Origin of the sequence: Rufibacter roseolus (genome assembly GCF_017916365.1) — a bacterium.
Lineage (GTDB): Bacteria > Bacteroidota > Bacteroidia > Cytophagales > Hymenobacteraceae > Nibribacter > Nibribacter roseolus.
The window spans coordinates 1,317,912-1,338,842 of the sequence record NZ_JAFMSU010000001.1; the positions used below are offsets into that span (position 1 = coordinate 1,317,912).

At 54.2% G+C, this 20,931-nt stretch carries 9 protein-coding genes; all 9 read right to left on the reverse strand.

Annotation, left to right across the window (positions count from 1 at the left end; all coding sequences use genetic code 11):
* Nucleotides 1-145 precede the first annotated feature (145 nt).
* The 9 genes from J3P35_RS05360 to bglX all read right to left on the reverse strand — a co-directional run bounded on the left by J3P35_RS05360 (nucleotide 146) and on the right by bglX (nucleotide 20,862).
* Nucleotides 146-2,278, reverse strand: a complete 2,133-nt coding sequence (locus J3P35_RS05360) for a glycoside hydrolase family 97 protein (protein WP_210463321.1) — start codon at nucleotides 2,276-2,278, stop codon at nucleotides 146-148.
* Between the two features lie 289 nt (nucleotides 2,279-2,567).
* The gene (locus tag J3P35_RS05365) at nucleotides 2,568-4,754 is read right to left on the reverse strand and encodes a glycoside hydrolase family 97 protein (protein ID WP_210463322.1); all 2,187 of its coding nucleotides are present in this window, start codon (nucleotides 4,752-4,754) and stop codon (nucleotides 2,568-2,570) included.
* A 250-nt stretch (nucleotides 4,755-5,004) separates the two neighbouring features.
* Nucleotides 5,005-7,629, reverse strand: coding sequence for an alpha-L-rhamnosidase-related protein (locus tag J3P35_RS05370; RefSeq protein WP_246849977.1), 2,625 nt, complete (start codon nucleotides 7,627-7,629; stop codon nucleotides 5,005-5,007).
* Nucleotides 7,630-7,990: 361 nt separating this feature from the next.
* A complete protein-coding gene (locus J3P35_RS05375; RefSeq protein WP_210463324.1) occupies nucleotides 7,991-9,721 on the reverse strand; it encodes an endo-dextranase in 1,731 nt (576 codons plus the stop codon).
* Between the two features lie 118 nt (nucleotides 9,722-9,839).
* On the reverse strand, nucleotides 9,840-11,312 hold the full coding sequence (locus tag J3P35_RS05380; protein ID WP_210463325.1) for a SusF/SusE family outer membrane protein: 1,473 nt from the start codon (nucleotides 11,310-11,312) through the stop codon (nucleotides 9,840-9,842).
* A 26-nt stretch (nucleotides 11,313-11,338) separates the two neighbouring features.
* Nucleotides 11,339-12,853: a RagB/SusD family nutrient uptake outer membrane protein gene (locus J3P35_RS05385; protein WP_210463326.1), complete on the reverse strand. Its 1,515-nt coding sequence runs from the start codon at nucleotides 12,851-12,853 to the stop codon at nucleotides 11,339-11,341.
* Between the two features lie 19 nt (nucleotides 12,854-12,872).
* Nucleotides 12,873-15,836, reverse strand: a complete 2,964-nt coding sequence (locus J3P35_RS05390; RefSeq protein ID WP_210463327.1) for a SusC/RagA family TonB-linked outer membrane protein — start codon at nucleotides 15,834-15,836, stop codon at nucleotides 12,873-12,875.
* Nucleotides 15,837-16,506: 670 nt separating this feature from the next.
* Nucleotides 16,507-18,210, reverse strand: coding sequence for a DUF6377 domain-containing protein (locus J3P35_RS05395; protein WP_210463328.1), 1,704 nt, complete (start codon nucleotides 18,208-18,210; stop codon nucleotides 16,507-16,509).
* 261 nt (nucleotides 18,211-18,471) lie between these two features.
* Entirely contained in the window at nucleotides 18,472-20,862 is a 2,391-nt protein-coding gene (bglX, locus tag J3P35_RS05400) for a beta-glucosidase BglX (protein WP_246849978.1), read from the reverse strand.
* Between the last annotated feature and the right edge of the window lie 69 nt (nucleotides 20,863-20,931).

Genomic DNA, 20,931 nt, shown 5'->3' on the forward strand with positions numbered 1-20,931 from the left:
ACTTAAAATCGGGATTGTCGTTTCGCAGATGTTAAGGTGTTTCTGAACAGTTGCTGCCACTTCCCGAGCCAAGGTCGTTCATAGGAACAAAACGCCCCGCTGGACATTCCAGCGGGGCGTTTTGTTATATCAGGTAATAAGCACTTTACAACTTTGGCAAATCTTTTACTTCTTTCTTGCTGCCTTCTTTGATGCTGATGGCCAGGCCGCCGCTGGAGGCTAGTTTCTGCTTCAAGACACTGCCAGGCGTTACCACTACTTTCCTCACGGTGTAGCTCTGGGGTTTTTTGTCGTAGCTGGCGTCTGCGCCGTCTGCGTAGATGGTGGCAATGTACTGCTTGCCTTTGGGCAGGAAGGAGAAGTTTACGGTGGCGGTGCGCGGGTTTTCATCTGTGACGCCGCCTACGAACCACTCATCTTTGCCTTTGGCTTTGCGGGCGGTGGTCACGTAGTCGCCGGGCTCGGCTTCCAGCACGTAGGTGTCATCCCAATCCACGGCTACGTCTTTGATGAACTGGAACGCATCGGGGAAGCGGAGGTAGTTCTCAGGCATATCGGCGGCCATCTGCAGCGGGCTGTACATGGTTACGTAGTAGGCCAGCTGCTTTACCAGGGTGGTGTTCACGCGGTTGCCATGCCCGTAAATAGATAAATCGGTCTGGAAAATGCCGGGCGTGTAGTCCATCGGGCCACCCATGAGACGGGTAAATGGCAGGATGGTGGTGTGCTCCGGGGCCAGTCCGCCCATGGCTTCAAACTCAGTTCCTCTAGCAGATTCCTGCGCGATCCAGTTAGGGTAGGTGCGGTTAAGGCCGGTGGGGCGCACGGCTTCGTGGCTATTGACCATGATCTTGTAATCGGCAGCGGTGTTGGCTACGTGAATGTAGTGGTTCACCATCCATTGGCCGTCGTGGTGCTCGCCGCGCGGAATGATCTGGCCTACGTAACCGGTTTTCACGGCGTTGTAACCGTTATCCACCATAAACTGGAAAGCGGGGTGCAGGCGGCGCTCGTAGTTCGTGGCGGAGGCCGAGGTCTCGTGGTGCATCATGATCTTCACCTTTTTAGAGGCAGCATAACGCTGCAGCTCCTTCACATCGAAGTCTGGGTACGGCGTCACAAAGTCAAACACGTTCTCTTTCCAGTTCCCGATCCAATCTTCCCAGCCGATGTTCCAGCCTTCTACCAGCACCGCATCAAAACCGTGCTCGGCGGCAAAGTCAATGTGTCTTTTCACGTTCTGGGTGGTGGCGCCGTGGCGATTGTTGGGCGTGAGCTTGCTGAAGTCCTGGTCCAGTTTCACGTTGTTCTCGGTACCGTAGGCCCAGGTACTTTTGCCGGCCACAAAGTACTCCCACCACACGCCAATGTATTTCACCGGCTTGATCCAGGAAACGTCTTTGTATTTGGTAGGCTCGTTCAGATTAAGGATCAGTTTGGAGGCCAGGATGTCGGTGGCTTTGTCGCTCACGATGATGGTACGCCAAGGCGTCTGGGCATCGGTTTGCATGTAGCCCTTGTTGCCCACGGCATCGGGCACCAGGTGCGATTTCATCCGGAGGGTTTTGGCATCCACTTCCAGGTCCATGGCCGGGTAGTTGATGAGCGCGGCCTCGTGAATGTTGATGTACAGGCCATCAGCGGATTTCATCATGGAAGGCGTCTGCACCGATGGTTCTTTGATAGGCGTCTGCGCCGTGATCTGCACCGTGGCTTTCTTCTGCAGGCCCGGGATCTCCGACACTTTAGAAGTGGTGTACGGATACTCATTGGTGTCATAGTCGCCCGGAATCCAGAAGATCTTGTGGTCACCGGCCAGGTTGAACTGCGAGTGCTCTTCCTTGATCACGAAGTAGTTCAGCTCCTTCTGTTTTGGGAATTCGTAGCGGAAACCCAGACCGTCGTTGAACAGCCGGAAGCGGAGGCGGATGACACGGTCTTTCTGCGCCTTCTGCGTCAAAGTCACCAACAACTCGTTGTAGTTGTTTCGGATGGTTTTCTGTTCGCCCAGTACTGGCTCCCAGGTATCGTTCACCGATTGCAGCTCGGTTTTAGTTACGGTGAAGCCGTCCAGGAAAGAAGCTACGTCTTTGGTTTCAATGCCCAAAGTGCTGGGTTTGATGACCGGTTTTTTCTTGTACGTCAGTTGGTAAGAGGGAACGCCTTTCTCTTTCAGCTCAAACTTGAACGTGAGGTTCTTGTCTGGCGAGGTGAGCGTCTGGGCCTGCAACTGCACCGTGAAGACGCAGGCCATGAGGAACAATAGGATTCTTTGCATGGGGTAAATTAGGATATAGGTATAGGGTTCGGGGTGTTTTCAGGCGGCTTTTTGCAAAACAGCCCGAAAACGGTTTTCTCTTTCCAGCCATCGGCTTGTAAGCCTGAAGCCAAAACGGAGAAAGTTTACCGCAAGTTAAATGCTCCTTTCTGATTTCCGGCTGATTTTCTGAAAATGCCTCTTAAACGCAAATAGAGTTAAGGAAATAGTATGGGAAAAAAGAGAAACGGGTTGGCCGGAAAACCCGCCAACCCGTTTCTGCTTTATTTTATGGAATTTGGACCTGAAACTACTTTCCAGTCGCCTCCACAAAGCTGATGGCGTAGCCGCCGCCCGGGGCCACAAACTGTGACAGCTTGGATTTGCTCGTCACGTTTACCTTGCGGATGTTATAGGCTTGCGGATTGGTTTTGTAGTGGGCGTCTTTGGCATCGGCGTAGATGGTGGCCACGTATTTTTTGCCTTTGTCCAGGAAGTCCAGCTTGATGTTGGAGGTGCGGGCCTCGTTGCCGCCCACGCTGCCTAAAAACCACTGGCCGGTGCCTTTGGCTTTGCGCGCCACGGTCACGAACTCGCCGGGCTCAGCCTCCAGGTAGCGGCTGTCATCCCAATCCACGGCCACGTCTTCGATGAACTGGAACGCATCGGGGAAGCGGTCATAGTTCTCAGGTAAATCAGCGGCCATTTGCAGCGGGCTGTACAGGGTGAGGTAAAGCGCCAGCTGGTTGGCCAAAGTGCTGTTCACGTGCGATTTGTTCTGCGGGTTGAGTTTGCTCAGGTCCATCTCGAAGATGCCCGGCGTGTAGTCCATAGGGCCACCAATCAAGCGGGTGAAAGGCAGCACGGTCACGTGGTTGGGCTTGGAACCGCCAAAAGATTGGTACTCGGTACCGCGGGCCGATTCGTTCCCGATGAGGTTGGGCCAGGTGCGGGCCACGCCGGTAGGGCGCACCGCCTCGTGGGCGTTCACCATGATCTTGTACTCGGCAGCTTTCTCAATGGCGTACTGGTAATGGTTCACAATCCACTGGCTGTAGTGGTTCTCGCCGCGCGGCAGGATGTTGCCCACATAGCCACTTTTCACCGCATCGTAGCCGTTGTCTTTCATGAACTGATAGGCTTTGTCCATGTGGCGCTCATAGTTACGCACCGAGGAAGAGGTCTCGTGGTGCATGATCATCTTCACGCCTTTGGACTTGGCGTAATCCCGAATTCCTTGCACATCAAAGTCAGGGTACGGGGTCACGAAATCAAACACGTAATCTTTGGAGTTCCCGAACCAGTCTTCCCAGCCCACGTTCCAGCCTTCCACCAGCACACCGTCAAAGCCGTGCTTGGCCGCGAAGTCAATGTACTTTTTCACATTGGCAGTGTTGGCGCCGTGGGTGCCGTTGGGTTTGGCTTTGGAGAAATCGGTGATGCCCAACTGCACGGTAGGATAGTCGTTGGTGTAAGACCAGGTGCTCTTGCCGGTGATCATCTCCCACCACACGCCCACGTATTTGGTTGGCTTGATCCAGGAGGTGTTTTTGATCTTGCTAGGCTCGTTGAGGTTGTAGGTCATTTTGGAGGCAAGGATGTCGCGGGCATCGTCGCTCACGATCACCGTGCGCCAAGGCGTGCTGCGCGGTGCCTGCATGTAGCCTTTGGCTCCCTGCGCATCGGGCGTGAGCCAGGACTCAAACACCAGGTTCTTGTCGTCCAGGTTCAGGTGCATGGCTGGATAGTCAATCAGGGCAGCCTCGTGCAGGTTGATGTAGATTCCATCTTTGGACTTCATCATTAAAGACGTCTGCACGCCGGTAGGCGAGAAGGTGGTCTGCGACAGGTTGTTCGTCACGGCCTTGGCCATGATGCCCCTGATCTCCGACAGCTTTGAAGTGGTGTAGTCGTACTCCTGGGTGTCGTAGTCGCCCGCGATCCAGTAGGCGGTGTGGTCACCGTTCATCCCAAACTGCGTCCTTTCCTCCTTGATCACGAAGTAGGTGAGGTTCTTCTGGGTAGGGAATTCATACCGGAAACCCAGTCCGTCATCGAACAGCCGGAACCGGACCACCATCTGGCGGTCGGTGCCTTTCTGGTTCAGGGTCACGGCCAGTTCGTTGTAATGGTTCCGGATGGTTTTCACTTCGCCCCACACCGGGTTCCAGGTCTCGTTGAAAGAAGCGTTTTTGGTATCGGTGACGGTGAAGTTGTCATGCAGGGAGCCCTGCAGGTTCACGGCCTTCTGCTCCATATTGGCATCAGACCCGCCCGAGGCCGCCGCCGCGCCTTTGGTGATCAGTTCAAAACCCATTTTGCTGGGCTTGACGATCTGCTTGCCTTTGTAAGTGAGAGCGTAGGTGGGCACCCCGTTGCCCTGCAGCGAGAATCTCATGCTGAATTTCCCGTTGGGCGATTTCAATTCCTGGCCTTTGACCCGTACCATTCCCACGAAAAACACCAGAAGTAGTGTCAATAAAGAAAGTTTATGCATGTTTTAAAAGTAAAAGCGGTTGTTTGAATGATGAGTTTGGGTTCTGTTTTGGCCCTGCTTTCTATATTTCAGGCTGAAAACGGAAAGCTGGAATACCGGATGACAGAAAACGCCAGAAAAGGGTACCATTGCTTTCCGCAGGTAAAGCTAACGCCTATTTACCGATTTTTAATACTTAGGCTCAGCCGGTTTCCTGTAGTTTAAGTTAAGAAATGTTGTCCGTTTTGCCTTGGGTTTATGGTTACTTCTTTTACTCTATCCTGGTCAGCCGCAGGTAGTCCAGCAGAGCGCGGTTGATCTCACCGTTCATGTTCTCGTTGGCCGGTTCAAACGCCAGGGTCAATTCGCGGGTGCCTTTCTCCAGTTTCACCTGCACGGCATTGGTGAAGCCCCAGTCTGACCACTCATTTGTGCCTCGCTGCGGCAGCACGACCGTTCCCAGGAAAGCGTCGCCTTGCCTAAAGGTCCGGATGGCGCATTTGTTCTCGGTGTTGATAGGGCCCTCGCCGTTGGCGTACCGGAAGTCAATGGCGTATATGCCGGTTTCCGGCACCTGTACCTTGAACGTGACCTGCGTGTTCTGGGTCTTGCTGATTTCCACGAAGCCCTTCCCGCTGAATCCTTTGTAGGGCAGGCTGGCCTTGGTGGCACTATTTTCGACTTCCTGGATGATTTGCTTTCCAGTGGGCACCACCACTACCGGTTCATTCGCGAAGGACTCGTGGCCTCTGGTATGCACGGCAATGACCTGGTACTCGGCGTAGGCACCTTTGTTTACCTGAAGTTGGGTTTTATTGGTTTTCTCTATCTGTTCCCCGTTTTTAAGGACTTTGAAGTGTTTTACTCCGTTGCCAGCCGTCCAGGAGAGGGTGCCGTTGGCGTAGGTGACCACCGGGGTTGCCGGGGCGAACTCCACCGCTACCCGGTTCACTTTGTTCTCTCCCAAAGGATTATTGGCCAGCACTATCTTCACGGCGTGTTGCCCGGTGAGGGCACCCGGAATCTCCGCGTTGGGAAGCGGCTTCCCGTCCAGGGTGATAGATTGGATCTGGTCGCCGTGGCCTTCCATTTCTATGTCCAGCACGGCGCTCCGGTATCTGAAATTGGTGAGCTGGCGCTTGCCCCCGAAGGCCTGCGGCACCACCGGTTGAAAGACCAGGTTGTTGGCCCGGTACTCCATCCCGAAGATGACTTTGTAGGTCATGCTCAGGTTGCCCGCCAGGCTCCAGAGCATGTTGCTGGAGTTGATCTGGGTGCCGGCATAGTCGCCGCTAATAGCCACGAAGTTCTCTTTGTTCGTCAGAAACAAGGCGGCAGGCCGATAAATGGCACTCATGCTTTCCAGCAGGGCTTCTTCGTTCTTTACCTTGGCAGCGGCAAGTGACCAGTAAGACTGCACAAAGGGCCAGGTGGCGTTATTGTGGTAAGGCGGAATATTGGGGATCTGCGGGTAGATAGTAGGGATACCGAACGGCGCGACCGGCGTGTTACCTACAATCTGCTTCTGTTTTTCTGCATCAGCGATGCCGAACAATACGGTAAGGGCCTCGCCGAGCGCCTCTGCCTTGGGTGACAAAGTTTTGTAGTTGCGGCCGTATAGATATTGCCCATAGTAACCTTTATCCGACATCCAGAGGTGTTCGTTAATGCCTTTTTTTACTTTCTCGGCAAGGGCTTGGAATCTGGTGGCGGAGGTACCATCATTCAGGAGCGTGGCCATTTGCGAGAGAATGCTGGTGGCTTGGTAGAAGACCGCGTTGGTGCCCAGGTTCTCAGATTCATAGATGTCCACGGGTTGCATCCACTCGGGATAGGTTTGTTCTCGCCAGTCCAGGAACGAGGACTCACCTTTGAACAGCCCGGTTTTGGGGTCATACACGTTCTTCAGGTCATCTTCCAGCGTGTTTTTGACGATCTGGAAAGATTCCTTGAGCCAGTTCTGATCTCCCGTCACCTTGTAGAGTTCCCAAGCCGCCACGGCCCATATGATGCGGTCTGACGAGACGGGGTACGCGCCGCCCGTGCCGGTGTCTTGTACAATGCGGCCGTTCTTCACTTTCCGCATGAGACTGTTGTAGGCAACTTTGGGCTGTAGGGCCGCCATGGACAGGATGATGCTGTAGCTGATGTCACGGGTCCAGACGCCGGCCCATTCTTTTCCCGTCCTGAAGGTGCTATCCGGCTCCACGGCGTTCACCATCTCCTCCAGGGAAAGGTTGTACAGGGCATCCACCATGGGGTAACCTGATCTGTATTGCGGGAAGGCGGCTACGTTCTTGGACAGTTTCCAGGTGGAGGCCGTGACGGTTTCATCCCCAGAGGGATTCAGCACCAGGTCCAGTTCATAGATGCCATCTTCGTCAGCGTCTTTCAGCTCCAGATTTTTGAAGTTGTGCAGGTTGTCAAAGTCCCAGGTGAGTGGAGCGGTGCCGCCCGCCACGAATACGCCTTTGAAGTCCTCTTTGTAGATTTTGTCGCCGTTGAAAGCCGTATAGAAGCCTTTTTTGGAAAACGCCTCCAAAACGTGCCGCATGTCCAGCCTGATCTTCAGTCTGGTATTGGGCGCCAGGTACGTGTTGGCCGGCACCTTGGAGCTGATGTTGTTCTGCGTCCCGAATACAATCAACGGTGTCTCACAGCTGCCATTTTCTGCCATGCAGGCAAAGGTATGGTCCCGACCGGAAAGCATTTCGTTGTCCTTGCCATTGATACTGAACTTGAACTTGAGCTCGGGGCTCAGGAACTCCTTGGCCATGCTTCTGTAGTTGGAGACCAGTTCTGTGGGAGAAAGTGCCTTGGCTTCAAAGGAGCCCTGCACCACCCGGTTGGGGTAGATGGCGTACTGCTCCGATTTGAAAATAGGCTCTTCTTGCATAACGGGGGTAGTTACAGAGGCCAGGCTATTTCCTTTCTGCGTTTGGCAGCTCCCTAAAAGCAGGAGGGAAAGCGCCAGGCTTATTTGTAAAGGTTTAGTACTCATTGCGGAAAGCGGAGGTTATGGTATTGGGAAGGGTTTGGCTCAGGAAAGAGGGGGCGATCCTGAACCGGGGGAATCAAATGGAATGTCATGAAAGCTTTGCCCAGGTGCACCGTTTTAGGTTCTGGGGCAGGTTGTGCCAAGATCTTGTTTTGGGGCTCTTTTCTGAGAAACAGGATTAAAACGGCGGCGGCTAAAACCGGGTGAAACCAGAAACTGCCCTGCAAAGGACACAAGGGCAGCTTCCGGTGACAGGTTTCTAATACTCTACCACAATCATGCTCCAGTACTGCAGCTCGGGCAGGGTGAAGCTGACGGTATTGCCGCTTTGGGCAAAATTCAAGGAGCGGGAGGCGCCGCCGATATTATCCGGGGAGGCGCACCACACTTTCTTCACCGGGCCTGTGGCCGTGAAGGACAGCTTGGCATCCTTTACCTGAACCGGGGCTGTCTGGATGCCGTTGGTGTCGCGCCAGTTCTGGGTTTTGGAGTTCTTGAAGTTGATAAGGTGGATGACCTGACTGTTTCCTGCCTGTTTTCCGAAAACGGCCACAGAACCGGCCGTGGCAGGCCAGTTGGCAATGGCCAGTTTATTATCCTTTGAAGAGAGGGTGACGTTGTTGAACGTGCCACCGTCGCGCAGCAGGTTCTGGTAAGCCACCAAAAAGTCATAGTAGTTTACCAGGGCATTCTTGAGGTCCTGCTTCATCTCCAGTTTGCTGTGCGGGAAATACTCCTTGGAGAGCATGTGCTCGCCCATTTCCAGGTGCGAGCCGCCAAACGCAAAGATCACCGCATTGGTCATCAGCACCGAGGAAGTGTTGAAATAGCCGTTGTTGTTGGACAGGTCATAGTTCATATACGCAGTCAGGACCGTGTTCTTGGTGTTGTTGCTGAGGGTGTTGTTCTGCTTGATGAGGTTGGCCAGATCATTGAAGGTGTCAAATGGAGCCCAGACCTCGGTGTACAGGAAATCAGCGTTAGACTCAGCAATGCCTTGTTGTCCATATTGCGCCACGGCATTCATGACCGCGTACTTGTTAGGGGCCTGGGCTTTCACCGCGTTGATGAAGGGTTTATACGTCTGGGAAAGGTTCAGGGCGTTGCCGTTGTACGCGTAGGTGGTGCCCCGGTCGCCTAGTTGGTCCATGTGGAAACCATCGAATGCCAGGTGCTGGTACACTTTCCGGTTTTCATTGATGAGGTAGTTCTGCCAGGCGGTGTTGGCGGGATCCACCAGGTAAATGTTGCTCAGGAACGGCGGCGTAGGCAAGGGGTGGAAATCGCGGTTGGTGCGGGTGTTGTCTTTAAAGACGTACCATTCTTTCTGGACGCCGTCTGCCTCGGCATTGTCCCAGGCCCCGTAGACCAGGTTGTACTGCATGGCTTTCATGTTGAAGCTATGGGCGCTGCTGATGTATTTCTGCACGGTGCTGAAATAGATGTCCCGGTTCATGATGTCTTTCCAGGAACTGGCCGGGGTGCCGCCGGAAACCGGAAGCGGCTGGTGGTGCTTGTTATGCCAGTCATAGAACTGGATGCCGTTGATATGGTGACGGTTTAAGTTAGAAATGACCCCGTTCACCTCGGCCTCGCTCAGCTGGGGGAATTTGGAGAGGAAACCATAGCGGGGAAATTTCTTCCAGTCTGAGGAAACGTCTACCCCAATGGTGGCGTGGATGGTCTCCGTGGCATTGACCGTGCTGAATACCTCGGCCAGGTAGCCCCGGAAATCAGTGGCGGGCGCTTTCCAGGTCCAGGTGCCCGATGTAATAGCTGCTTCACCTAACACCTGGTTCAGGTACTTGTACCGCACCTTGGCCCCGGCCGGTAGTTTGGCGAAGTCAACCGTAAAGGTCACGTCACTGCCCGGGCTGTAAGCGGCTTTATCAATGGAAAGGGACACGTTGCCATAGGCGGGAGTGCCCGGATTGGCTGGCACCTCGGTAGGCGAAGGGTCAGAACTGGCATTGCTGTCTTTACAGCCCAATCCTGTAAAAAGAACCAAAAAACACGAAAATAGAATCCTGAAAGTCATAGTGAGGGGATTTGATCCCAGCCTCCGGACATCTCGCGGAAGCTGGAATTGAATGAAATGGAAAGGAGGATTATTGCTTTTGGAACTGGATGGTTTCGTGCAGCACATCAATGGTGATTTTGTAATTGCCCGCCTGGTCTGCGGAGATTCTCCATTTATTGTCTGGCTGCCCGCCGGGAACGAACTTCATCTCGGTACTGGTAGCGTCTTCGTTGGGCGTGACCGGCATGTAGTAGTCCCCTGTGAAGTCTTTCTGCAGCGGGAACTTGAACTCACCCGCTTTCAACGCCCCGGTGTAAGTGAAGACATTGGGATTGGCGGCATCACGCACTAACGGTGTGGCGTTCCCGATATCCCAGCCGTTAGGCGTGGCATCCCCCACGAGCCAGATCTGGGTGGGCGGCGTAAAGGGTCTAATCTCGATCTTCATGGTTTCCAGATCCAGTTTGATCTTGTAAGCGCCCGGCGTGGTGATCTTCCATTTGAGGTCTGGGATTCCGCCGCGCACCAGTTGCACCCCGGTGGAGCTCAAGTCTGGGTTGTTCACCAGGGGCATATAAAAGTCGCCGGCCCACCCATTCCCGGTAAAAGTGGGGATCTTGAACTCGCCGGCCTTCAGCACTTCATTGTAGGTGAACACGTAGGGGTTTGATCGGTCTACCCGCAGTTTATTGGGGTTGTCAATATTCCAGCCGTTAGGCGTGGCGTCGCCTACAATCCATAGCTCAGAGTAAGGAGGGGCGGAGCCCTCTACAATGGAAACGGTCATGTCCAGCAGGTTCACCGAGATGGCGTACAAACCGGCTTTGGTGATGGTGAACTTGCCATCTGGCTGCGCATCTGCGGTGCGGTACACCAATTGCGTGGGAGAGGTCCCTTTGTTGTAGGATGGCAGGAAGGCGCCTTTGGTAGTGATGAACTTGAACTCACCGGCCTTCAATCTGCCTTGCCAGGTGAATCTTCCCGGGGCCGAAGGGTTCAACGTAAGGGGCGTGGCCTCGTCGGCGTTCCAGTCATTGGGCGCAGCGTCGCCTATCAGGAACAGAGTGGTGGTTACCGGTTGGTAAGGGGTTACTTTCAGCGTGGTTATGGTAGAGTCTGACAAATCCGTGCCCGAAACCCTGGAGACTACTTTGGCTTCCAGGGTGGATTCCACGCCTGGCATCAAGTTCAGCCCCAGCAGCAGGTCATTGAGTTCCTTCACGCTGTACTTCTTCTGGAAGCTGGCTTTGCCCATATCCGTTGCCACGGCGTTCTGGAAGTTGTTTCCCTGGCGGTCAAGGTACAGGGTGTAGGAAATAGAATTGTTGGTGCCGTAGTTGGAGCCGGTGGTCCAGTTGAAGGCCACGGCTTCGCTGGCGGCCAGGCTTTCCTGCAGCACTACTGCGTCTTTGCTGGTGGAGATAGCCAGTGGCGCATTGACGCTTTGGTCAAACTCGTCGTAAATATCGGTTTTACAGGAAACCCCCAGTAAGGTCACCAGCAGGAGCAGCAGGGCGTTTAGCCAGTTTACTCCTTTAGAGAGGTTATATATGTTTTCCATATCAGTCTAGAATGAAGGGCTAATGATTAGTAACCGGGGTTTTGGACAAGGTTTGGGTTCGCGGTGACCTCCTGCTGCGGAATGGGCAAGAGCATGTGCCTGGTGCTGGCGTTGGTCTTGCCCAGGGAATGCAGGTAAGGCACGAAATACTGGCCGTTGTCATACCGAATGATGTCAAACCAGTGGTGTCCTTCAAAGGCTAATTCAAGGCGGCGCTCTTTTCTGATGGCTGTTCTCAAGGCAGCCTGGTTAAGGTCGATGAGGTTGGGCAATCCGGCTCTTAATCTTACCCGGTTCAAAGGTCCTCCATTGTTAATGCTGGTAGCGGGGGCCTGGGCCTCGGCGGTTCTGCCCAGTTCATTCAGGGCTTCGGCCTGCATCAGGAGCACATCGGCGTAGCGCAGTACCGGGAAGTTGGCCGGGTTGGTGTTGTATTCGGGAGAAATGGATTTTGGCACCAGGAACTTGCGCAGGTTATAGCCCGTCACGGAGTAAGATTTCTTGTACGCCTGCCCGTCAAAGTCAGGGCCGCCCTCGTACAGGATGGTTTTGTCTTTTCTGAGGTCACCGGGTTCATATTGGTTCACGAACTCCTGGGTAGGCTGGTTCCAGCCATAGCCCCCGGCCACCATGTTGGCGTTTCTTGGTCCGGTGAAGGTGCTCACCCAGGAAGCCATCTGCTCATTGCCCCCGAAGAAATCGGCGGTGTTCACTTTGCCGGCGTACTGTACCTCAAACAGCGATTCGGGGCCGTTTTCAGATAAAGGGGTGAAATTCGCGCTGTAGTCCGGGTTCAGGGTATATCCCAAAGAAGTCACCTGTTCGCACAACTCCACGGTTTTGGCATAGTCACCTAGGGTTAAATATACCTTAGCCAGCAATCCGGTGGCAGCACCTTTAGAGGCGCGTCCAATGTCAGAGCCGGAGTAAGTTTCTCTGGTGGGCAGTAACTCAATGGCCTCGGTTAAATCCTGCACAATCTGGGCATACACCTGGTCTTTGGGCGTGCGTGAAGGGTAGAGGTATTCCTGGGTTGGGGTGTCGGGGGCATCGGTAATCAGGGGTACATCGCCGAAGGCCCTTACCAGAATGAAATAGTACAGGCCCCGCAGGAATTTGGCCTCACCCAGGATGCGGTTCTTCAGACCTTCTTCCATTTCAATGGCCGGTACATACTTCAGCACCACATTGGCCCGCAGAATTCCGGGGGAAGGACCGCGCCATAGATCCAGGGCGGCCTCATTGGCGGTGGTGAGCACAAAGTTGGAGACATCCTGCGTCCCAATCCCGTCCGTACCGCCCCCGGCGCCCACAATACTGTTACCCGCCCAGATGTCTGAGGTCCAGATCTGGAAGTTGTACAGCTTGGGCCACATCAAAGGCTGGTAGGCCCCGTTGATGGCGGCAATGGCATCTTTCTCGGTTTTATAGAAGTTAGAAGGGTTGATGGTGTCCAGCGGAGTTCTGTCCAGGTAATCGTCGCAGCTGCCAAGCCCCAAGGTGAGCAACAGGGCCGCGGTATATTTGATGAATGATTTCATGCTTGTTCGTTTTTGATGATTAAAAACCAATGTTGATGCCGGCGCTCAGGGTTCTGGCCAAAGGATACACACTCAGGTCCACGCCGCTGGTACCTACCTCCGGGTCAAAGCCGGTGTAATCTGTGAAGGTGAACAGGTTCTGGCCCGAGACATAGATTCTGGCAGAGCTCATCTTCACTTTCTGGGTGAGGCTTTGCGGCAGGGTATAGCCCAGGGTCACGTTCTTCACCCGCAGGTAAGAACCGTCCTCAATGAAGCGGGTAGAGTTTCTGGTGTTTTTGTTAGGATCATTGAAGACCGCCCGCGGCATGGTGGTGCTTGGGTTGGACTCGGTCCAGCGGTTCAGGGTAGCGGTAGTCTGGTTCTGCGCCACGGCCATGCCTTCTTGGAAAACCCTATTGGCGTTGAAGATGTCGTTGCCCTCTACCCCTTGCAGGAACAAGGTGAAATCAAAGCCTTTCCAGGCCAGGGTGTTGTTCAAGGCAAAGGTGAACCGAGGGTTAGGGTCGCCAATGTACGTGCGGTCTGCGTCGGTGATCTGTCCGTCGTTGTTGATGTCCAGGAACTTTACGTCGCCGGGTCTGGTGCTGTTGAAAGGGTCAGCGCCCTGTTGCTGGCGGGCATAGTTGTCAACCTCTTCCTGGGTCTGGAAAATGCCGTTCATGATGAAGCCGTAGAATGAGTTGATGGGATAACCCACTTTCTGCCGGTTAATCTGCCCTATACCGCCGTACAAAGGCACATCGCCGTTCAGGTTCAAGACCTCGTTCTTATTGATGGAAAAGTTGAAGTTGGTGCTCCACTCCAGGGCCCCCGTCAGGTTCTGGGAGTTCACGGCGAACTCAAGCCCTTTGTTCCGCACTTTCCCGAAGTTGATGCTGGGCACGAAGATGTCTGAATATCCCGTAGTCACCGGCACGTTCATGGGCACCAGCATGTCATTGGTGTTTTTCAGATAGGCATCTACGGTCACGTTTACGCGGCCGTTTAGGAAAGCAAGGTCTAAACCAAGGTTGGATTGCTCCACCTCTTCCCAGCGTACATCGGCGTTAGGCAGCACCACCGGTACCACCGAGTTGACCACGGTATTATTAAAGTTGGCTTCGCCGATGGCTAGCCGGGACGCATAGGCGTAGTTCCCAATGTTCTGGTTACCGGTGATGCCGTATCCCACCCGCAGTGACAGATCGCTCAGCCAGCCTATTTCCTTGAAGAATCCTTCTTCTGAGATGCGCCATTTGGCTGAGGCCGAAGGGAAGGTGCCGTAACGGTTATTGGGTCCGAAGCGGCTGCTGCCGTCGCGGCGGATGTTGGCCGTGAGCAAATACTTGTCATTGTAGTTGTAGTTCACCCGGCCCAGAAGCGAGAACAGAGCCCAGTCGCTGGCGTTTCCGCCGGAAGGAAGCATCAGGGTGGCGTTGTCCAGTTGCTGGGCATCATCACTGACGAAATCCTGGCCGGCGGCATTCATCTGGTCGTAGCGGTTGTCCTGGGCGCTGGTTCCGGCCAGAATGGTGAGGTGGTGCTTCTCCCCGAAGGTGGCATCATAGGTAAGGTAATTGTCCCAAAGTTTGGTGATGCTCTTGTTGGAGCCCTGGTAGAGGGTGCTGAACTCATTGGCGATGGGTTTCCAGGCGTATTGCGGGCTCCAGTTGCGGTTATCCCAGAAGGCCGCCTGAATACCCACGGTGGTTTTGAAGGTCAGCTGCGGCAGGAGGGTGAACTCCCCGCTGAGGTTGCCCAGCACATTGTAACCCGTGGTGGTGTTGTCATTGAGCAATGCCTGCCCGATGGGGTTGCGCACATCGCCGTACCAGTTGCTTTGGCCCTCGGGGCCAGCCCAGGTACCGTCTGGGTTGCGGATGGGCTGCACGGGAAGCGCCGCCATGGCATTGCGGATATCCACGGTGCCGCTGCTCTTCTTGTCATGGCTCAAAAGCAGGTTATTGGAAAGCTTGAACCACGGGAAGAAGTTGTTGTTGCTGTTGAGCGTGAGGGTATACCGTTTGTAGCGGTTATTGATCACAATCCCCTCCTGGTCTGTATAGGTGCCCGAAGCATAGAAATTAGACTTCTCCGTACCACCAGAGTAAGACAATGAGTAGTTCTGCTGCGGAGCCGATTGGAAATATTCGCCTAGCCAATCTGTGTTGGTAGAGATGGAAGCCGGGTCTGCGTAGGCCGGGTTCTGGATTTGACCGTTGTTGGCCATGATCTCGTTGTGCAACGCCGCGAACTGGGCCGAGTTCAACATCTTCACCGTGCTGGTGGCCTGCTGCACCGCAGTATACGCCTTGAACTCCAGACGCCCTTTCTCAGAACCTCTTCTGGTGGTGATCTGTACCACCCCGTTGGCGCCCCTTGAACCATAAATAGCGGTGGCGGAGGCATCTTTCAGGATATCCATGGTGGCGATGTCATCCGGGTTGATGGCATTCAAAGGTAAGTCGGTGGGTACGCCATCAATCACGATCAGCGGGTCACTGTTCCCGATGGTACCGGTGCCCCTCACCCTGATGGTCACGTTGCTGCCCGGAGCCCCTGAGCCCACCACCTGCACCCCTGCGGCGCGCCCCTGCAAGGCCTGGCCCGCATCGGGTACCGGCAGCGAACGGGTTTCCTCCATGTTCACGGAGGAAACTGCTCCCGTCACTTCTCTTCTGTTTTGGGTGCCATAACCTACCACTACCACCTCGTCCAGGGCTTTGGCGTCTTCCAGCAGCACCACGTCTATATTGGTCTGTGTGGTTACCGGTATTTCTTGGTTTAGGTACCCGATGTACGTGATTTGCAAGGTGCCCCCCGTTTCTGGTACCGAGATTTTGAACTTTCCTTCCACGTCCGTAGCCGCACCAATGGTGGTTCCTTTTACCACCACAGACACTCCGGGAAGCCCGGTGCCCGCAGCATCTTTCACAGTGCCAGACACAGCACGGGTACCTTGGGCCTGGGCGGATACTGCCAGGAGGAGGAAGCCAACCATTACCACCATCTGGCGATATCCGTTGGACCATAATCCATCTCTGCAGAATACGCAGGCCACAAAAGAACTAAGCTTTGGTGGCCATTGAGTTAAATGTTTGGTCATAAAGGTGTGAAGTAAGTTATGTTAGCTATTAAGAATTGCCATTTTGTTAATTATGAGGGTTTGGCCCCAAGAGGAGAAGAGCAGGACAGGATAGAATGAGATGGCTGCTTATTCCCTGTTTACAAATTTGAGATTCTTATCAGCCAAGAAGAAGAAAGTGAAATGGAAAGTAAATGTTTTCACAAAGGGTTTATTTGTATTGTATTGATTTTCAGATAGTTGTTTTTGTTTTTTGGCTTAATTGGGTAGGTGAAAAAGTAAATGATTTGGAGCGAACAGGTGGTGTTTTAAGGTGAATTTCCCTGTTGGCTCCCTGTTTTGACTCGGGCAATCCCAAGCGAAGGCTGAATAGATCCTTTTTGGAATATTGACAAAATGTCAAAAGAAGTCCTTGGGTCTGCGCGCGGGAGTTGGATGAGAAGGCGGGAAGAAAGAATGGTAAGTGGGGCTGGAACGGGGCGTAAAAAGAAAACCCTTTTGGGGCTCTTTTTGCGAAAAGAGCCCCAAAAGGGAAATGCTGAACTTCGGGGAGGACCGGCAAGGGACTACACGTCTCTAGGCCTGCCTAAAAGGCTTTGATCTCCATGATCTTCTCCTCAAAATCGTCGTTGGGCAGGATGGACCGGTTCTTAACCTTGGTTTTGTAGTTGTAGATGGTCCGCACGGAGTAGTCCAGGAACTGGGCCACCTGCTCGTGGTCGGTAATGCCCAGGCGCAGGAGCGCGAAGATGCGGAGTTCTATGTTGAGGGAGTTCTTGTCTTTGAGCCTGATCCGGTCCTCTTCCTTGAAGTACGAGTTGAAGGTGGAAACGAAGTTGGGGAAAAGCTTCAGGAAGGTCTGGTCAAAGCTCTGGAACAACAGCTCGCGCTCGTTCTGCACGTTGATGCTCTTCATGGCGTGCCCAATCTCGTCATACTTCTTGGCCATGAGTTTGCGGTCAATAGACTTCTTGAACTTGTCTATCTTGTCCAGGTACGTAGACTGGAAATTGAAAGAGTAGCCAATGTACTCCTCCTTGATCACGTTGGCCTCAATCAGTTTTTCGTTTGTTTCCCGAAGTTTGTCATAGGCATCGGTAAGCGTCTGCTTGGCTTCCACCAGCTCATCATTGGTTTGCTGCAGCTTGTCAAACGCCTCAGTGAGGGTACGTTTCGCCTCCCGCAGCTGCTTCAATTGCCGGAAGATGATGTAAGCAAACACCAATACCAGCAAGGACAGCACCGTCACCACGATGGCGTAAATGTAGAGCCGCTGGCGCTGCCCTTCCACGGTAGAGAGACGCTCGCCTTCAATAATGGGCAGGATCGCCGCCACCTGGATGGTCCGTTGTTTGGCCCCATAAAAGGTAGCGTCCCGTAAAGCCTGCTTGATGTATTCGTAGGCCCGTACCTCGTCTCCGGTCTTGTACAGGAACTCCGCCAGGGTCATAAGCGCCACCCCCTCCTTCACCGATCCTTTCATATCCGCGATGGCGGCTTTGGCCATCATCTCAATGGCTTTGTCCACGTTTCCTTTTTTGTAGTAGATATTGCCCAGGGAGTTGGCCGCCATGGCATATTGGTTCAGCGTGGGATTGAACCGGTCCAGGATTGTCTGGAAATAGCCCCGGGCCTCATCTGGTTTCTGCGCGATCTCTGCCCGCATTCCCTTCATGGCATGGAACTGCAGCTTGCTCTCATCCAGCAACGCCAGCGCGGAGTCGGCGTAAATCTCGCCTTTCTTAGAATAGCGCGAGGAGTAAAAGATGTCCTGGGTATAGCCGGAGAGGTCATAGTACGCCCGCGATTTCAAGGCATAATAATCTAACCGCACACTGTCTGGCAAGTTGGTTGCCCTGATGTTTTCCAGGGAGTCCAGCGCCTCGTTGTACATGCCTGAGGAGACCAGGATAAAGCTCAGTTTCAGTTTGGCGTGCGTAACTCTCACCGGATCATTCATCTTTCTGGCTACTTCCTGCAGTTTTAAGGCATAGGCAAAAGCGGAGTCATACTTAAAGGCGCGGTATTGGTAGACAAGTTTGTCATACACGGTGAACTGGTGCAGGAGTGACCCTGAGTTCCCGTTTTTCAAGGAGTTCTTCAGTTGGTCAAGCTGTCGGTTTTTCCCCTCAATATAACTTTCATTGTTTTTAATGGTCTGGCTAAGCTCCGTGAGTAAGCTGTCAGTCACCGGAGATGCCTGGCCGTTGGAGGGGCAGACCACGCAAGAAAGCAACAGGGCAAGTGCGACCCAAAGATTCTTGCCGGTTGGAAACAAAATGGGATTCAAGTTCTTCAAAGAAGCTTCTGATCTGATATGAATAAAGCAAAATGAGCTGCCAAAGCTAAGGGGAGGCAGATGCAACGCTAAAGATACCCAAATATAGAACCTTATGCCGGGTGACAGAACTAAAACTGTGAAAGGCGGCGCACCTCTGGGCAGGGAAAAGCAGTGAAGGTCAGAAAGGGCTTTAACGCTAATCGGGTTTAGGGGCTGTTTTGCGGAAAACAGCCCCTAAACCCGATTCAATATATCTGATTATAAGTCCTGTTACGGATTACCCGCTGAGGCGCCCGAAGCAGTGAGCGTAAATGGCGCGGACTTCACGTCACGAGAGTTAGAGCCTACGTACACCATGAAATCGCCGGGCTCGGCTACGTACTTCATGTTGATGTCGTAGAACTTGAGGTCGTTCTCGGTGAGGGTGAAGGTCACGGTCTGCGTCTCGCCTTTTTTGAGGAAGACCTTCCTGAAGTTCTTCAGTTCCTTCACCGGCCGGGAGACGGTGCCCACCAAATCCTGCACGTACAGCTGCACCACTTCCTCGCCGTCATAGTTGCCGGTATTCTGCACCTGCACGCTCACCGTCATATTGCCGCCCGGTTGAAGGTTGGCGGTGCTCAGCGTAGGGGCCGAGATGGAGAAGGTGGTATAGCTCAACCCAAACCCGAACGGATACAGCGGATCATTGGACACGTCCAGGTAGCGGGATTTGTACTTGTCCAGCTGCTGCCCGCCGTATGGCCGACCCGTCATTTTGGCATTGTAGTAAATAGGCACCTGCCCCACGTTCTGCGGGAAAGTAGCCGTGATTTTGCCGGACGGATTATAGTTCCCGAACAGCACATCGGCGATGGCGTTGCCGCCCTCGGTACCAGGGAACCAGGCTTCCAGCATGGCGTCTACGTTGTCGTTTTCCCACTTCAGCGCCATAGGCCGGCCGTTCATGAGCACCACCACCAAGGGCTTACCGGTGGCTTTCAAGGCTTTGAGCAGATCCAACTGGCGGCCCGGCAAGGTGATGTCTGAGCGGCTGGAGGCCTCACCGGTCATGCCCTGCGATTCACCTACCACTGCCACCACTACATCGGCCCGGCGAGCGACCTGCACCGCCTCCCTGATCATAGCTTCCGCGGAGCGTGGGTCAACTTCAATGTTGCCACCGTGGGCGTTCAACCGGCGCAGCATGAGCGTATCATCGGCGATGTTCGCTCCTTTGGCGTAGGTGATTTTCAAGCCCGGTCCGGCTACGTTCCGGATGCCCTGTTCTACACTTATGGCCTGTTTCCAGTCACCGGCGCCGTTCCAGTTGCCTAATTGGTCTACCTGGCTTTTCACCAGCGGGCCCACGAGCGCAATGGAACCTGTTTTCTTGAGGGGCAAGGTCTGGTTCCGGTTTTTGAGCAACACCATGGTACGGCGGGCGATGTCACGGGAGGCATCACGGTACTCTTTTTTCAGGAGCGTTTCTTTGGCGCGCTGCTCGTTCGCGTAGCGGTACGGGTCTTCAAACAAGCCCAGTTTGTACTTGGCCTCCAGGATGCGCCGGCAGGCGACGTTGATCTGGTCCTCGGTTACTTTTTTGTCCTTCACCAGTTGACCCAGGTGTTTCAGGAAGACTTCGCCCACCATGTCCATGTCAATGCCGGCGTCCAGGGCTACCTTGGCTACCTCGTACTCGTTTTTGCCCAGCCCGTGCGGAATCAGCTCATTGATGGCGGTGTAGTCGGTGACCACCATTCCATCGAAGCCCCACTGGTTCCGGAGCAGTTCGGTCATGAGCCAACGGTTACCGGTAGCGGCCACGCCGTTGATGTCGTTGAACGAGGACATGACGCTGGCGGCTCCCGCATCCAGGGCGGCTTTGTAGGGCGGCAGATACTCTTCCATCATGCGGCGCTCGCTCATATCAGTAGTGTTGTAGTCGCGGCCGGCCTCGGCGGCGCCGTACAGCGCGAAGTGCTTCACGCAGGCCATCACCGTGTTGTTAGCCGACAGGTCATTGCCCTGGTAGCCGCGCACCATGGCCTTGGCGATCTGGCAACCCAGCCAGGTGTCCTCGCCGGCACCCTCGGCAATGCGGCCCCAACGCGGATCACGGGCGATGTCTACCATGGGCGAGAAAACCCAGTTCAAACCATCCGCTGAGGCTTCGTCGGCGGCGATGCGGGCGCTGCGTTCAATGGCGGCCAAGTCCCAGGATGCGGCCAGGGCAATGGGCATCGGGAAGATGGTGCGGTGCCCGTGGATGACGTCGTACCCAAAGAGGAGCGGGATTTTGAGACGCGATTGGGTGATGGCTTTCTCCTGCAGTTTACGCACGGCAATAGGTGTAAAGGTGTTGAACACGCCGCCCACCAGCCCTTTGGTGATGTTCTCGTCCACGTTTTCGCTCACCACCGGACCCGTCACTGTAAAGCCCACCGATACCAGGTTCAGCTGCCCGATTTTCTCCTCCAGCGTCATCTTGCCCATGAGGTCGTCAATAAAGGCTTTCATCTTGGGGTCCTGCGGTCGGGTGGGGATTGAGTTAGTGGCGGTGGCCGCAGTCTGGTTTTGTCCGGTACCGGTGGAGGCAGTTTCCGGGGTTTTCTGCGGAGGCATCTGCGTGCAGCCTCCACTTATCAGCAGGATCAAGGCAAGGGTAAAATTTCTCATCATGCGCGCGTGTTTAGTGGCTTCTAATGGTATTCTCTCATATTCTTTTCGGCCAACCGATGACATCTCACC

Excerpts from the sequence above, each read along its gene's own strand:
- J3P35_RS05360 (WP_210463321.1), bottom strand. The coding sequence starts at position 2,278 with ATGCAAAGAATCCTATTGTTCCTCATGGCCTGCGTCTTCACGGTGCAG.
- bglX (WP_246849978.1), bottom strand. The coding sequence starts at position 20,862 with ATGATGAGAAATTTTACCCTTGCCTTGATCCTGCTGATAAGTGGAGGC.
- J3P35_RS05365 (WP_210463322.1), bottom strand. The coding sequence starts at position 4,754 with ATGCATAAACTTTCTTTATTGACACTACTTCTGGTGTTTTTCGTGGGA.
- J3P35_RS05385 (WP_210463326.1), bottom strand. The coding sequence starts at position 12,853 with ATGAAATCATTCATCAAATATACCGCGGCCCTGTTGCTCACCTTGGGG.
- J3P35_RS05370 (WP_246849977.1), bottom strand. The coding sequence starts at position 7,629 with ATGCAAGAAGAGCCTATTTTCAAATCGGAGCAGTACGCCATCTACCCC.
- J3P35_RS05380 (WP_210463325.1), bottom strand. The coding sequence starts at position 11,312 with ATGGAAAACATATATAACCTCTCTAAAGGAGTAAACTGGCTAAACGCC.
- J3P35_RS05390 (WP_210463327.1), bottom strand. The coding sequence starts at position 15,836 with ATGGTTGGCTTCCTCCTCCTGGCAGTATCCGCCCAGGCCCAAGGTACC.